The organism is Okeania sp. SIO2C2, from assembly GCF_010692625.1.
In the GTDB taxonomy this organism is placed as follows: domain Bacteria; phylum Cyanobacteriota; class Cyanobacteriia; order Cyanobacteriales; family Microcoleaceae; genus Okeania; species Okeania hirsuta.
Genome location: NZ_JAAHGM010000013.1, coordinates 113357 through 128322, shown reverse-complemented (window position 1 = coordinate 128322; position 14966 = coordinate 113357). Strand labels below are relative to the sequence as shown.

Sequence of the window (14966 nt, the reverse complement as noted above, 5' to 3'; positions counted from 1 at the left end):
AAATCCAAAATTTAATTCAATAAAAATCTCAAATCATTCGTCACTGTGCAATGCCGGAAATTTAGGTTTTTTCAAGCTTTTAAGCCTTCTTCCTTCTTCCTTCTTCCTTACTTCACTATACAATACCGATGTTACCGGACATGATATAAAGTCTTTTTGCTGAAGCAGGGAATAGGGAATAGGGAATAGTTAAGTACCTGGACAGAATTAATTGTGCATTTTTGACTGCTATGTCATAGAGCTATCAAAGGATAAACAATAAATTTATATACAAATAATTTTGTCTACTTACTTAAGAGTCAGGAGAAATGGGAGTTATAGAGAAGGTGATCGCTCATGATAGCAAGAGTGATTGTTCTGCTCCCCTCACCCCAAAATCCTAACTTTTTGAGCATGAAGAGCTAAAAACCTGGTACTTTTTCAAGACAAAAAAAGGCTAAAAGCTTTATCTGTAAATGCTTTTAGATTTAATCAGCAAGCCCTAATCTATAATTTTTATTCATTTGTTTGTTGTTCCCTGTTCCCTGCTATATTACAGCACTTTTGAGGATAGTAAGGTACAGCTATAAGACTATTTATTCCTATATTCCCTGTTGCCAGATGAGCTGTTGCCTGTTGCCTAGAGCAATAAAACTTTGTACCTCATCAACTAGAAAACTGCTGTAATTTTTAACCATTACAATAACGATTCCCAACCTAAGTTTTGAATTTGTTTTAGTGTCTCTCTAACGTCAATTTCTTCTACAATTTTTCGGTTATATATACAGATAATAACTTCTCTCACAGTTTGATTTTCATCAGATAAACTTTGGATTATTTGTGACAAGATAATTTGCCAAGCAACCTGAAGTGGGAAACCTCCCACTCCTGTACCTAGTAGAGGAAAAGCAATATTTTGCAAACTGAAGCTTTTGGTTTTTTTCATGGAAGTATGTACTACTCTTTTAATAATCTCTGGGGACGGCATTATTTGTTTTTCGTCAAAATCAATTACTACTCCATGAAATATTTTTTGAGCTTGTAATCTACCAGAATTTGTAACTGCAACTTCCCCAAAAGATAAAGGTGTTAATTTTTGCGCTTCTCTATAAATATCTTCTCCCCCAACTTCTATAATTCTGTTTGAAACTCCACCTCCCATAGTCAGGTAGTTGTCATCTGAACTAACAATAATATCTACTTCTAAGTTAGTAATATCACCTTGATAAATTTTTACTACTTTGTCATGTACTAAAAATTCACCTAAAAATCCTTCTTGATCAGATTGATAAATTTTTACTAATTTGTCAGACTGACAGATATCTAATTTCATTGCTATAGCAGAAAGAATATCCCACCAAATAGTTTCCTCGCTGAAAAGCTTAGATTTTCCTAGATCAAAACTAAACCATAACCAATTCAATATTCCTCCAGGGATATGACCATTGGGGGCATTTATATCGAAATTCAATTCCTCATAAGTTAAAAGTTTATCTCCTATTTTCCAGCCTAATTTTTCACGGAAATTATTATAATTTTCCAGGTCATTAATTTGATAACTATTATCTTGAGTTGCACCACAATTTTGCCAAACTTCTTTCTGAATACTCAAGCCAAATTTACCATTACTATATCTCACCCACAGATTATCTATTGTCAGTAAATCATGGCAGGGAAAATTGATAATATCTTCCCCTCTTAACCAACCTTTTGATTCTCGACCAGCTATTTTCAGCATAATAGCAGTAGTTTCTAAATCTGCTTCTCGCCATTTTCCTGCGGATAATAAATCCCGTAACCGAATATAGTTAATTTCATAATTAGAATGAAGACTAACACTAACAGGAATATCTGCGGGTGAGCTATCTATTCCTAGAGAAACAACATTACTTACATCGACATTTTCAACCACACCATTTTGATTTTCAGATACCTCCAACTTTTCCAATTCTTCAGGATGAGTAACAAAATAATCCTGTAACCACTCATAACCCCGCACCAAAAGTTCATCCAAACCTTCAACTCGCCATAGACAAACCATACTATTTTCTCCACCAGCAACCAAATATTTACCATCATTGCTAAAAGTAATACTCGTTAATTCCATTTCTGGAGTATCCCACTGTGCTAATTTGCGCCCAGAAAAATCCCACAATATAACAGTATAGTCACTTCCCACCGTTGCCACTCGTTGCCAATCCAAACTAAAACACACATCCACCAATTTTCCCTGATGCACCCTCCACTCAGTCAAAAGTTGCCCAGATACATTCCAAACTTTCACCCTCTCCCTACCCGCAGAAGCAACTTGCTCCCCATCAGCGCTAAAACTAACACTTCTGACCTTATCCCGATGAGCATTCCAATTTGCTAAAAGTTGCCCAGACAGATTCCAGATGCAGACCTTTCCATCCCACCCACCTGTAACAATACGATCGCCTTCTGAGCTAAAACTAACACTGGCAATTATTCTCCAATTACTGCGCTTTAGTATCGCTAATTGTTTTCCTTGCAAGTTGCGTAATATAGCTGTGCCATTTGCTCCCACTGCTACTAGGGATGTGCCATTGGGACTAAATTTTACTTCTAATATCAGGTCTTGATGGGGGTGACATTGACTGATAAGTTGCCCTTCTTCACTCCAAATTGAAATATTATTACACCCTGCTGTAGCTAGATATTTGCCATCAGGACTGAAACTGATGCTAGTGAGTCTACCTCGACTTTTCCACTGATGTAATATTTGACCAGACAAATTCCAAATTTTGACGCTGCCATCTTCTCCTCCGGTAGCTATTTTTCCCGTGAGGTTGCAACTAACAGACCAAACTGTGCCTTGTTGAGTTTTCCATTGAGTCTGCTGTTTTGGAAATATATTCCAGGTGCGAATTGTGCCGTCAGCACCCACCGTGGCAATTTGTTTTCCGTCTGAGGTAAAACTGATAGCTGTAACTGAGTTACGGTCAGCATGAAACTGAGTTAATAAATTTCCAGATAATTCCCAAATTTTGGTTATTCCATCTGCTCCTGCTGTAGCAATATAGCGGTCGCTGGGACTAAAACAAATATTGTTAATCTCTGTTTGTTCGGTTTCCCAATCAAAAAACCGCCGTTTGGGAAAATCCCAGAGTCGCAAAATTCCTTTTTTACCAATACAAAGTAGGTATTCTCCGCTCCAACTCATTTTTACATCTGTCAGACCAAATTCTTCAATGTAATTTGCTTTCAATTCTGTAGGTTGTCGTTTTAATCCCTTCCACAGTCTGACTGTATTTTCTCTGACTGAAACTGCAATACATTCACCATCGCGGGTAAAACTTACAGTAGTTTTCCAACTTGAATGAATATTTCGTTGCTTGAGGGATGATGTTCCGGATCGCGAATGCGTTTGCCGTGAAATATTCCATAGTTGTACTCCATTTTCTGCTACTGTTGCGAAATATTTTCCATCTGGACTAAATCTAATTTCATTAACTGCACCTTGATTACCATTAAACTGATTTATCTGTTGACCTTGTAAATTCCAAACTCGAATTATGCCTTCTTCTCCTGCTGTTGCCAAGTGTTTACCATTGGGGCTGAATTTCACACACAAAACTTCATTTTCGTCACCTTTTAGTTGTATTGAGTGGGGATTTAATAATTGCTGCAATAAAATTGTGCCATTGATTTCTGCAACAGCTAAATATTCTCCATCTGGGCTAAAGTTGATATCTTTAACTCCAATTTGATGACTAATAAATTGATTTTTTTGACTAATCTGAGCGAGAGTTTTTTGTAAAGTATATATTGGGGCGATAGTCGGATATTCTTTTAAAGACAAATTATGCCAAACTAATTTTTTTAACTTCTGTCCTGCCTGTATTGCTAGAATTAATGCCTCTATTTGATTAAATTCAAACTCTGATAAAGCATCATTCGTAATTTTATCAATCTCTTTAATTTCAGTTTCTGAATATACCGCCTCTACTTTTTCTTCTAAAAATAAACCTGCTTCGCGTAATTTATTTTCCACCCAATTCAGATTAAAAACCTCTGCATAAATTTTGTTATAAACCCTTAACTTTCCTTTCTGTTTTACTACCACCCCAGTCAGTCGTAATTCTCTATGAAACTGTTGATGATTCGCCTTAATATTTCCCTGCTGTAATATCTGTCGATATAATAATAGTAACTTACCCTGACTATGACTGCCGTAAAGTAAGCGATCGCGTATAGTCTTTAAATGTTCAGGTTCATCCTTTGCTTCCCAATTTTCAATAATTTGTGACCGAACAATTTCTACCACTAACTCTACCTCATTTTCTCTAGAAATATTAAACTTAACCTCTCTACAGTAAGATAAAATTACTTGACAAACTTTTTGAGTTAAAAATGGTTGCCCACCAGTCCAATTTAATACTTCTTTCAAGACTGCCATGCCATCATTAAAAACACCAGAAAATCCCCCAGCTAAAGGTTTCGCCTCATCAAAATTAAACCCCTCTAACTCAATAGCTTTACCAATATTAAAAGGCGTACTAATATGCCGATTTTTAATCAAATCAGATGGCGTTCCCACTCCCAATAAAGCAAAAGATAAACGTTGATATTCAGAATTATCAGCCCGTTGATTATAACAAAAACGAATCAAAGCAAAAAAGTCATCAACATTAAAATTTAAACTGAGGATACTATCAATTTCATCAATAAAAATTACAATATTTTTCCGAATTTCTCTCAGCAATACTTGCTCAATAAAATGACTTAAACGTTGTAAAGCAGAAAGAAAAGAGCGATCGCTCCACCAACTCAAAATATCAAACCGATCCAATAAGTCTACACTACTGGCCAAACTATAGACTATTCCCGCATACCACTGTTCCGAAGTAATATCCTGACTACCGATGGCCGTTAAATCTATAGCGGCACAAACAACCCCAGATGCGTGTAAACGTCGCATAGTTTGGACTCGCAGACTAGACTTACCCATTTGGCGGGAGTTTAAGACATAACAAAACTCTCCCATCATTAGGCCATCAAAAAGTTGCTCGTCTGCCTGTCGTTGGACATAAGTGGGAGCATCCACAGGTAGACTACCGCCGACTTGATAAGAGTATATTGAATTTGGGTCTAAGTTCATAGGGTCAGAAGCTAGTTCGAGAAATTATCTCCAAAATACATTATCTATTTTGGCAGATCTCAAACAGCGATCGCAAAGCACAACATTATCGCCCCTAAAAACCTCAAAATTATCCCTTTTTAATTTTAGTAAGTCTTTTACTTTGTCGGAACGCTGAATTGCTTTGGGTTTTGTTGTCTTCCTAAGCTAGGATATAGAGTATCCACTGATATCAAATCCGGTAGCATTGGTATAATTCAACATTTAGTAATAAAAGTCAATATTATAGAAGCAAACGGCCGTTTGCCCTTACTGACGCTAGAAATTATCATTTTCTTTGTGGGTTTAATACCCCACCGTCAACGGGGGTGTTCAAAATTACTTGGGGGAGCGAATCCCCATGTAATTTTCCTCCTGTCTCCTGTCTCCTGTCTCCTGTCTCCTGTCTCCTTCTTCAAATTACTCCGAAGTCAGGGGATTTGATATGACACACCATAGTTGGCAGAAGCTTCTTCAATTAGTGCGCGACGCTCCCGCGAACGCTCTGGCAAGAGTTCCATTCCAGCCTAGAGCGTAGTTTAATGAGTGCTTCGGGAGGGTATTTGCTTGCGACTCACGTCTTTCCTTTGACCTGCGCAATGTAGTGGTAAAGCCTGGGGTTGTTTTTGATTATGTGATTCATCCATTTGAAAAGCGCTGTAAAATTTACTTTATAAATCAGCTCTTAATAAATATCTAAATCCTCAAATTTAACTTGATGAAATTATCTGCTAAATTTAGCCACGGGTTGTTCCTCCTTTATAGGGAACAGGAGGGTCTTCATCAGAAGAACTCACAAAGTGATGAAAAACTTCTTCACCTAATTCATCAGAATATCGTTCTACCAGATTATTGTTAATTTCTATAGTAGGCAATCCCATTGTTACTACTACAATTAATGTCAATATAGATAGTATTAAATCATTTTTATTGTACATAACAATCACCTCTCAATCACAAAAATGAAACTTTAAATTCAGGTGTAGTAGAAGCAAAAAATTATCAAGAGGTATATTTATAATTCATTGCAAATAGATGTCTATGACAAAAATAATCAGAATAATTTTTTATTTAATTATTAATGTCGTTGTATAAATTATTCTTCAGTTAAGAAATACGGTTTTACGCAATATATAGTATTTTTTCCTTTACGGAATGAGAAATATTCAAGCTGTATGTAATTCTTATATAGAAGTTGTCGAATTGGTGAGAGATAAAATTCTAGGGAGTAGGCAACAGTTAAAAAAAAACTGTACCTAAGGCTTCTTCAGAAACGCTATATAGTAATTATAAAATTGGTGAGATACAAAACTCTAGAAAGTAATAAGTAGAAAAAATACTGTATATCATTAATATGATAAAAGCTATAGCAATTAGCATATCCTGTATCAGTACATCACTTTTTTTGGAGTTTTTAATATTATGGTGGGCTTTTTTTTATAGTCTCTAGATAGTTGGCAAAACTTAAAAAAAAATATTCCCCCTTTTGATACAGAAGGAATATTGCATGATGACTGAGTAGACAAAAAATTTGTTTGTACAGCAAAGAACTAGTTGTTTACGACATTAGGGTATAGAGTGATGATCAATTAAATAGGGGGAAATGTTTTTCCTATTGTTCCCTCACAGAAGTCCGCTACCAGATGCGTCTGTCGCCAACACTGGGTCGCACCGCTATTCCCTGCTTTACTTCAGTAAAATAACTATTTATGCTACTAATCTTCTAATCCAACCATTAACTGTAAACCGACTATGTTCAAATGCTTTTGATGGACAAACTACAGGCATTACCTCATGTCTGCAACGACTATTAAAAAAGATAATGGAATTATTAGCAGGCGTAATAGTTTGAAAATTCTCATGAGTTATTACTCCACCAGCTTTTAATTCAGTATCATAAATTCTTAGCTCACCTCCAGAAAAAGCTTTGGGTTCTTGATAAAAATAATACACATAAGTAATTTCTCTACTTGCTGTTTTTTCGCTACCCGCATCATTATGAATTTTGTAATAACATCCATCATTATGTGCTGTTAGTTGCGCTTCAATTTCTGATATCTCGAAAGGACGAAAATTTAGTTGAGCTAATACTTCTGGCAAGGTTTGTAATATTTTGCTTTGAATAAGTGTTGATAATTCGGGAAAGTATTGTGAAAATAGTACATAAGACTGCCGATATCGATCTGCTTTAGTGGTAGTGGTTGATTCAATATATTGGTCGCGTTTTTGAATGGCAATTTCTATAGCTTTTTGATTTTCTTCGGGAGATAAAAAGTTTTGAAGTTCTACATGAACAGCAGGTAAAAATGTAGATTTTACTTGTGCTATTTTAGGTGTATAAGCAGAAATATTTCTTGTTAAATTATCTGTATTTAATTGGTTTATTTGTTGTTGAGCATCAGATATTAATGTACTTGGCGATCGAGGGTTGGTTTGAGACAAAATACCTGTCATTTCTAGAATTTTCAGGGCTACTGTTGCTCGTTCTTGTGCCGGAAGTTGTTGATTTTTGAGAATTTCTTCTAAAGTATCAATTGACTGAAACAGTAATTTATTTACTCTTTCTACTGGCACAATATTGTTGTTAATATTATTATTCCTTGCTGATGATTCTGTGTACATAATTCAACTCAATTATTTACTAAAGGTTTGATGACGTTTTCTGTTAATAGTTTATCTCATTGGTTTAGATAAAATCTCAATGAACATTCCTAAACTTATCTGAATATCACATATAATTCTAATTGAAATCTAATCTTTAATGTTGATGTCCAAAAAACTTGTACTGATGGATCATGATGGTGCTGTAGATGATTTTCTCTCCACTGTTTTACTAATGACCATGGAAAATGTTCAATCTTTAGGAGTAATTGTCACCCCTGCTGATTGTTATATTGAACCTGCAATTAATGCTACTCGAAAAATTTTCGATTTAATGGGATGTTCTGATGTTCCAGTGGCAGAAAGCACAGTACGTGGTGTTAATCCTTTTCCAGTTTTATTTAGAAGAGATTCTTTTGCTGTAGACCATTTTCCGAACGTGGTGTTAATCCTTTTCCAGTTTTATTTAGAAGAGATTCTTTTGCTGTAGACCATTTTCCGATTTTAAATGAGAAGGAAACTATTGATACTATTTTAGTTTCAGAACCTGGTCAAAATTTTATGGTACGAGTTTTAAAATCAGCACCAGCACCTGTAACATTAATGGTAACTGGTCCTTTAACAACTGTTGCTGTAGCTTTAGATATTGCTCCAGAAATTGAGTCAAAAATTCAAGAAATTGTGTGGATGGGTGGTGCTTTAAATGTACCGGGAAAAGTTTTTTATTTGCGCTCTTATCCCGACAAGATATCATGCCTCAAATCACCAACGCCGAATAAAGATAAATTAATTTATGAATTAATTATATTTTCTATAGTATTAAATTAATTCGATCGGTTCTTTATTTGAAAACAAAAAATTGCTCACTTCTCTACTACCGAGCGCAAATGGTCAAATTTTAACTTTAGCTGGTGAATTAATTTAACTTGTTTGATAACTCCATCAAAAAACCGCTAGTCCTGCTCCGGTAATGGTAGATGAGGATAAACAACGGTGCTTCATGGGAGTAATATCATGTCCGTTGGTATCGTTTGTGTAAAAGTTAGCGTGGATATCTACAGGAAATTTAAGTTTTTTTCTTGCTCAATTGCCTTCCGGAGCTGTTGCCTTCCTGTTTGTTGCCTGTTGCCTACCTTTGCTATACAATACCGATGCTACCGGACATGATATAAGATACAAGCAAGGGAGCAAGATGCTCCCACTGCTTTTGTCCTTGAAAAAATAATTACAATAGACCACCATTACAATGCACCACCACCAAAAAACCTTTTATCATCCAACTGAAAAATCCTATAAATATAAATACTGACAATTGACTGGTAAAATCCGATAGACAGCTTCAACTTCAGAGTAGAAACTGTTACAAATTTATGTTCTTTATTGTAGAGAAAATCATAATTATGGTAGAACACAAACGTATTGGCATCCTTACCAGTGGAGGAGATTGTGCAGGCTTAAATCCAGCAATTCGGGCCGTCGTATATCGCGCAATTGGAACTTATAATTGGGAAGTTTTTGGCATTCAGCAAGCTACCCTGGGATTGATGGAACGTCCACCAAAAGCAATCAAACTTGAAATTGAAAAAATCGACCCCTTACTCACAGCAGGTGGTACAATTTTAGGAACTACTAATAAGGGTAACCCATTTGCATTTCCGATGCCAGATGAAACTGTTCGCGATCGCTCTGAAGAAATTATTGAAGGGTATCGTTTATTAGAGCTTGATGCTTTAATTGGTATTGGGGGTGATGGCAGTCTAGCTATTCTCCGTCAACTTGCTCAACAAGGAAATTTGAATCTAGTGGGTATTCCCAAAACCATTGATAATGATGTCAGCTGTACTGAACTTTCTATCGGTTTTAATACTGCTGTCAAAATTGCCACAGAAGCACTAGATCGCTTACATTTTACTGCTGCTAGTCATAGTCGAGTTATGATTCTGGAAGTAATGGGGCGAGATGCGGGACATATTGCTCTCAATGCTGGTATTGCAGGTGGTGCAGATGTAATATTGATTCCCGAAATTCCTTACCAAATAGAGCGAATATGTGACTACATCCGTAAACGCCAAGATTTAGGCAAAAATTACTCTTTGGTAATTGTCGCAGAAGCAGTGCGTACTGAAACAGGAGAAGCAGTCACAACTAATGATTCTTTGGGTCAATCTAGATTTGGTGGTATTGGGCAATATCTAGCTAATAAAATCTCTGCTTGTAGTAGTGCGGAAATTCGCGTCACCGTCTTAGGTCATATTCAACGTGGCGGCATTCCTTCCCCGACTGACCGCTTAATTGCTTCAGCTTTTGGGGTAGCAGCAGTTGACCTCATTGCTGAAGAAAAATACGACTACATGGTAACTTGGCAAAATCGACAGGCGATCCCTGTGCCAATTACAGATGCGATATCTAAATACAGAGCGGTAGATCCTAATGATACTTTAGTTAAAACTGCTCGGAGTATGGGTATTTGTTTGGGAGATTAATGTTAAAAGTTGGGTGGGAAAGTCTTTTCCTACCCGATGGATATTAATTTCAGGCGTTGGTGAATCAAGCTATGAATTAAGATATTATTAAAGGTAAATCAAGAGAGAGCTTGAAACACTCATGACAATGACTCTAGTTTTACGCCTAATTCCGAGCGCGTACAATAAACCCGTTGTGGCACAGTCTCGTCTTTTATCTCTTATCACTATCCACTAGCTTGTTCATATCGAGCAGAAGAGTATCTTCATTTCCACTCATCACCAAAGGAAGCTTACCATCCCATGATTCTAGGAACAGTTTTTGAATGACTAATTCAGAACCCTGTGCTTTCAAGCTTTCCGCTTCTAGACGATTGGCCTCAGCTTTTCCCTTAGCACGATTAATCATTGCTTGTGCTTCTTGCTCGGCCTCTTGAGCAATATATTTGGCTTTTTGAGCTTTCTGTTCCGCGATTTGTTTTTCCTCAACTGACTTAGAAAACTCTGGAGAAAAATCCACATCAACTAAGGCAGTGGCAACTACCCTAATACCAAATTTCTGGAGACGCTCAATTATGGAAGCATTAAAAGTCTCCATCAACTCTTCTCGTTTAGTCACAGATTCCTCAGCTTTCAATTTAGCTGAAGCAATTTTAAAGGCTTCCTGCGCTTGAGGTTCAACGTACTTCTCTTTAACATTATCAAGGGTTCCTACATCACGCAGGATATTTACTAGCTCACTGGGTTGTACTTGATAATTTACCACAACCTCGGCGGTGATATCTTGTAAATCCTTAGAGGCTGCAGTCAAGCCATTAATCTGGTGTTTTTGCACCCGAATGTCGTACTTGTTAACCTTAGAGACAAAAGGAAGTATGATATGAAGTCCTTCACGCATAGGCTCTCCCTCACGGACAGAACCGAGTACCTGCAAAACTCCGGCTTCACCAGGTTGAAGAATTAAGAACGTACTGCGGAGCATCACTATACCAAATAATCCCAGTAAAGCAGCGATACCAATTTTTATCGGATTTTCAATGTTGAGCATAGACTTAGAAGTATTTAATGTTCTAGGAGGAGGAAATTTTTGTCTTGGTGGTTTATTCATAAAGTAAAATATTTTCAGTGATTACATTTTGAAGACATTTCATTCGACTGTTTTTGGACTTTTCAATCTCCATTAAATTATTCTCCATTATTAGTAATACAAATTCCGCACGTCGATTTATCGTATAAAGAATGGTGATTTGCAAAGTATTTTAACCTCATCCATTTTTCAACCTGGAGTTTGGGACTAAACTCTAGTATTATAGTTTCAATTGATAAGTTCTATATAACTCTATTTCCAGTTTTAAGGAGGATATGCAGTTATACTAGGCGTAAAACTAGAGTAATTGTTATGAGTGTGCCAAGCTCTCTGCAATCACAAACTAGATAACGAATTTACACCATTTCAGCTTTCACTATTTATTAAAAATAGTTGATCAAAGGTATAGCATAATTTTCTAGGCAAGGAATTAGAAGTCTTACCATAAAAGGATTATAAAATTAGTTGACAGGCTCATTAGCATATTCTCCCAGGATTTTAGTAATAATTTGATGATAATTATTTATGGTATCCATGAACAAATAACCTCCTGTTTAGCATCAAAAGTTATTAAACTCAGTCGTTGATTTTTAAATAATATTTGACCGATAGGTAAAACCTCAAATTCAGATATAATAATAGTATCAAATAATTGTCAAGTATTAATATATAATTATGCCAGCTCAAGATATATTCCATGATGCTGTCAAAAACGCCTTAATTAAAGAAGGCTGGACTATTACCGACGACCCTCTATACATAGAATTTGGTGGAGTTGATATGTATGTCGATCTGGGTTCTGAAAAACTTGTTGGTGCTGAATCTGACCTACAAAAACTCTTTATTACTCAAGCTAAAAAACAGAAAATAGAGAATGGTTTTCAGAAGTGTCTGTAGTGCCATTACAACAATCATTAAATGACTTAAACCAGGTTTACCAAAACTTTTTTAATTCAACTAAGGGTAAAAGAAAAGGTAAAGCAATTAAACTTCCCAGATTCAAAAAACGCAGGTCAAAACAAACTGCCTGGTTTACCTTAAGAGGATTTCAACTACATGAAGACAAAGTATACTTAGCCAAAATAGGTTGTTTCAAAGTAGTGTGGTCAAGACCCTTACCAGGAGAACCATCATCAGTAACAGTAATCAAAGATTCAGCCCATAGATACTTTCTGAGTTTTGTAGTAGAAATTCAACCACAAAAACTACCAGAATCCAGCAAATCAGTAGGCATAGATTTAGGCATTTCTACATTATTCAGCAATGGTAAAAAAGTAGATGCACCAAAACCATTAAAAAAACGAATTAAAAAGTATAGAAAATTAAGTAAATCATTATCAAAAAAAAGTAATGGTTCTAAACAATATGAAAAAGCCAGACTCAGGGTAGCTAAATTTTCCTTCGGAATGCTGCGCAAACATAGTAAATTAAAAGATACTAGAACAGATTTCCTGCATAAATTATCCACAGAAATAATTCGTGAAAACCAAACAATTATTCTGGAAGATTTAAACGTTTCAGGTATGATGAAAAATCGGAAATTGTCCAGAGCTATTAGTGATTTAGGCTGGAGACAATTTCGTACATTATTAGTAGGACATACCTCTATTCCCTGTTCTCTCACAGGAGTGCGCATTCTCTCTGTTACTTGGCATTCTCATGGGGAGGAAACTATTCCCTACGGGACGCTTGCGCGTTTTCCTACCGAGTACTGCGCAAACATCTTGCGGAGCAAAACGCCGGGTTCCGAGCACTTGTGTCTGTCGCCGACGTGGGGTCGCACCGCTGTTCCATTATAGAACCCATTTGGGTTCTATTTAAAAATATAGGGGGAGTGTGGGTAGATGGTGAATCTGGAGACAAATTTACACCTTTTCCCCTTATTCTATTTCTCGAACTCCTGAGTTCTGACTCCTGACTCCTGTGCCAAAAACCCGTACCGCTTGCAAAGATATCAAATGGCTTCTATATGAAATTGGGGCGTTGGTGATTTGAGGTATGATATCATGTCCGGATGAGAGGGCGTTCAAAAAACTTTCTCCTTATACTCCTGTTTCTTCTTCTTTCTTCCCTCCTGACTCAGTTCTCATGAGTACCCCTCCTGGGAGGGGGAGGGGCGAGGGGTGGGTTGACTCCTAAGTAATTAAGATTAATATCATACACGCTATTCAGCAACGCCGAAAATTGGTATTAAGCCATCACCATTCCCCCATCCACATTAAATACTTGACCTGTAATATAATTAGCAGCACTATCAGCAGCTAAAAATTTAATCATACCCGCTACTTCTTCTGGTGTACCATAACGACCGAGAGGAATAAATTTGATAATTTCCTCAGAATTTTTCAAGTCCTTAGTCATATCAGTCGTTATAAACCCAGGGGCAACAGCATTTGCTGTAATGCCACGATTAGCAAGTTCTTTTGCTACACTTTTAGTAAAGCCAATAACCCCTGCTTTAGCTGCACTATAATTAGCTTGACCAGGATTACCCATTTGCCCAGTTACAGAAGCAATATTAATAATACGACCACTCTTTTGTTTGAGCATAATTTTGCTAACGGCGCGGGTACAGAGAAAAACCCCCGTCAAATTTAAGTCTATTACTGACTGCCAGTCATTGGGTTTCATCCGCAAAAGCAAAGTATCGCGAGTAATACCAGCATTATTTACTAAAATATCAATGCGACTCCATTTTTCCATCACTTCTTTGACGAGGGTATCAACCTCTTCAGCTTTAGAAACATCTGCTTGAAGTGCCATGCCATTGCCTCCCGCAGCAACTATTTCTGCCACTACTTCCACAGCCGCTCCACTAGAGTTAGCATAGTTAACAACTACATTTGCCCCTTCCATTGCTAATGCTAAAGCTGCTGCTCGACCAATTCCTCTAGATGCACCTGTGATTATTGCTACTTGTCCTTTCAAACGCTGTAATGTTTCGGGTAATGCCTCCATAATCAAATCCTTTCCTATATGGTTTAAACTAATTTATCTTAGGGGATTATGGCTTGTTGAGTTAAGCTAATATAGTGTTACGCGCGAGGCAACAGCTCATCTGGCAACAGGCAATAGGGGAATACAAAAGGGTTTCAGCTTTTATTCATTTTAAATACCTTAATGCATAGCGCTATAATTTATAGGTTAAGTATATATTTTCTCAAGATGGCAATTAAAAAGCAGTTTAATAGTTTTGATGAATTACTTGCTAGTTCAAAAATACCTGTTCTAGTGGATTTTTATGCAACTTGGTGTGGCCCTTGTCAAATGATGGCCCCTATTCTCGAACAGGTCAATCAAAAAATGAAAGATCGACTGCGGATAGTTAAAATTGATACAGATAAATATCCTCAGTTGGCATCAAAGTATGGCATTCAAGCTTTGCCAACTTTGGTTTTGTTTAAAAATGGTCAGCCAGTAGAACAGATAGAAGGGGTTATACAAGCACAACAGTTAGTTGAACGCTTAGAGAATATTGTCTAAGTTTAATTAAATATTCTTGAAGAAATAGACATAATTATGATTTGGCTGAATATCATATTTATGCTCACATTAAAAGCAAAAATATGCTAATATACCAGCTAAGTTGATAATAGTAAAAAGATATTATTTTTAAGTGGAAATTGCTTGTTATCAAATATACAAATGTTCATTACTCGCTCTTTAAACTACTAACTTGAGATTATCAGTTCTAAAT

At 36.4% G+C, this 14966-nt stretch carries 12 protein-coding genes; 6 read left to right on the top strand and 6 right to left on the bottom strand.

What is annotated here, in order from left to right:
• Positions 1-676: 676 nt before the first annotated feature.
• The 3 genes from F6K18_RS13515 to F6K18_RS13505 all read right to left on the bottom strand — a co-directional run bounded on the left by F6K18_RS13515 (position 677) and on the right by F6K18_RS13505 (position 7741).
• On the bottom strand, positions 677-5101 hold the full coding sequence (locus F6K18_RS13515) for a GUN4 domain-containing protein (protein WP_287521482.1): 4425 nt from the start codon (positions 5099-5101) through the stop codon (positions 677-679).
• Positions 5102-5856: 755 nt separating this feature from the next.
• Entirely contained in the window at positions 5857-6057 is a 201-nt protein-coding gene (locus F6K18_RS13510; protein WP_287521480.1) for a hypothetical protein, read from the bottom strand.
• A 769-nt stretch (positions 6058-6826) separates the two neighbouring features.
• Positions 6827-7741, bottom strand: coding sequence for a 2OG-Fe(II) oxygenase (locus F6K18_RS13505; RefSeq protein WP_287326099.1), 915 nt, complete (start codon positions 7739-7741; stop codon positions 6827-6829).
• A gap of 139 nt (positions 7742-7880) precedes the next feature.
• Between F6K18_RS13505 and F6K18_RS13500 the strand changes: the two genes are divergently transcribed.
• From F6K18_RS13500 to F6K18_RS13490, 3 genes are all read left to right on the top strand, one after another.
• Positions 7881-8210 (top strand): nucleoside hydrolase, encoded by a 330-nt coding sequence (locus F6K18_RS13500; protein WP_287521478.1) that lies wholly within the window; start codon positions 7881-7883, stop codon positions 8208-8210.
• Between the two features lie 71 nt (positions 8211-8281).
• Entirely contained in the window at positions 8282-8548 is a 267-nt protein-coding gene (locus F6K18_RS13495) for a nucleoside hydrolase (protein WP_287521476.1), read from the top strand.
• Positions 8549-9120: 572 nt separating this feature from the next.
• Positions 9121-10203 (top strand): ATP-dependent 6-phosphofructokinase, encoded by a 1083-nt coding sequence (locus F6K18_RS13490; RefSeq protein ID WP_287521475.1) that lies wholly within the window; start codon positions 9121-9123, stop codon positions 10201-10203.
• 193 nt (positions 10204-10396) lie between these two features.
• Here F6K18_RS13490 and F6K18_RS13485 read toward each other — a convergent pair whose 3' ends face one another.
• Positions 10397-11290: a prohibitin family protein gene (locus F6K18_RS13485; RefSeq protein WP_287521473.1), complete on the bottom strand. Its 894-nt coding sequence runs from the start codon at positions 11288-11290 to the stop codon at positions 10397-10399.
• A 654-nt stretch (positions 11291-11944) separates the two neighbouring features.
• On the opposite strand from F6K18_RS13485, the gene F6K18_RS13480 reads away from it, so the two are divergent.
• Both F6K18_RS13480 and F6K18_RS13475 read left to right on the top strand, forming a co-directional pair.
• The gene (locus F6K18_RS13480) at positions 11945-12166 is read left to right on the top strand and encodes an element excision factor XisH family protein (protein WP_287521471.1); all 222 of its coding nucleotides are present in this window, start codon (positions 11945-11947) and stop codon (positions 12164-12166) included.
• The gene (locus F6K18_RS13475; protein ID WP_287521469.1) at positions 12166-13068 is read left to right on the top strand and encodes a transposase; all 903 of its coding nucleotides are present in this window, start codon (positions 12166-12168) and stop codon (positions 13066-13068) included. Before F6K18_RS13480 ends, F6K18_RS13475 begins: the two co-directional genes overlap by 1 nt.
• A gap of 81 nt (positions 13069-13149) precedes the next feature.
• Here the strand turns inward: F6K18_RS13475 and F6K18_RS13470 are convergent, their stop codons facing one another.
• Together F6K18_RS13470 and fabG are read right to left on the bottom strand one after the other, a co-directional pair.
• Positions 13150-13299, bottom strand: coding sequence for a hypothetical protein (locus F6K18_RS13470; RefSeq protein WP_287289503.1), 150 nt, complete (start codon positions 13297-13299; stop codon positions 13150-13152).
• A 160-nt stretch (positions 13300-13459) separates the two neighbouring features.
• Positions 13460-14227 (bottom strand): 3-oxoacyl-[acyl-carrier-protein] reductase, encoded by a 768-nt coding sequence (gene fabG, locus F6K18_RS13465; RefSeq protein WP_124144109.1) that lies wholly within the window; start codon positions 14225-14227, stop codon positions 13460-13462.
• A 207-nt stretch (positions 14228-14434) separates the two neighbouring features.
• Here fabG and trxA point away from each other — a divergent pair, with 207 nt between their 5' ends.
• Positions 14435-14752, top strand: coding sequence for a thioredoxin (gene trxA / locus F6K18_RS13460; protein ID WP_287521467.1), 318 nt, complete (start codon positions 14435-14437; stop codon positions 14750-14752).
• The last annotated feature ends 214 nt before the right edge of the window (positions 14753-14966 follow it).

Bases quoted from the DNA above. Each gene is read 5' to 3' on its own strand.
- F6K18_RS13515 (WP_287521482.1), bottom strand. From the start codon at position 5,101: ATGAACTTAGACCCAAATTCAATATACTCTTATCAAGTCGGCGGTAGT.
- F6K18_RS13510 (WP_287521480.1), bottom strand. From the start codon at position 6,057: ATGTACAATAAAAATGATTTAATACTATCTATATTGACATTAATTGTA.
- F6K18_RS13505 (WP_287326099.1), bottom strand. From the start codon at position 7,741: ATGTACACAGAATCATCAGCAAGGAATAATAATATTAACAACAATATT.
- F6K18_RS13500 (WP_287521478.1), top strand. From the start codon at position 7,881: ATGTTGATGTCCAAAAAACTTGTACTGATGGATCATGATGGTGCTGTA.
- F6K18_RS13495 (WP_287521476.1), top strand. From the start codon at position 8,282: ATGGTACGAGTTTTAAAATCAGCACCAGCACCTGTAACATTAATGGTA.
- F6K18_RS13490 (WP_287521475.1), top strand. From the start codon at position 9,121: ATGGTAGAACACAAACGTATTGGCATCCTTACCAGTGGAGGAGATTGT.
- F6K18_RS13485 (WP_287521473.1), bottom strand. From the start codon at position 11,290: ATGAATAAACCACCAAGACAAAAATTTCCTCCTCCTAGAACATTAAAT.
- F6K18_RS13480 (WP_287521471.1), top strand. From the start codon at position 11,945: ATGCCAGCTCAAGATATATTCCATGATGCTGTCAAAAACGCCTTAATT.
- fabG (WP_124144109.1), bottom strand. From the start codon at position 14,227: ATGGAGGCATTACCCGAAACATTACAGCGTTTGAAAGGACAAGTAGCA.
- trxA (WP_287521467.1), top strand. From the start codon at position 14,435: ATGGCAATTAAAAAGCAGTTTAATAGTTTTGATGAATTACTTGCTAGT.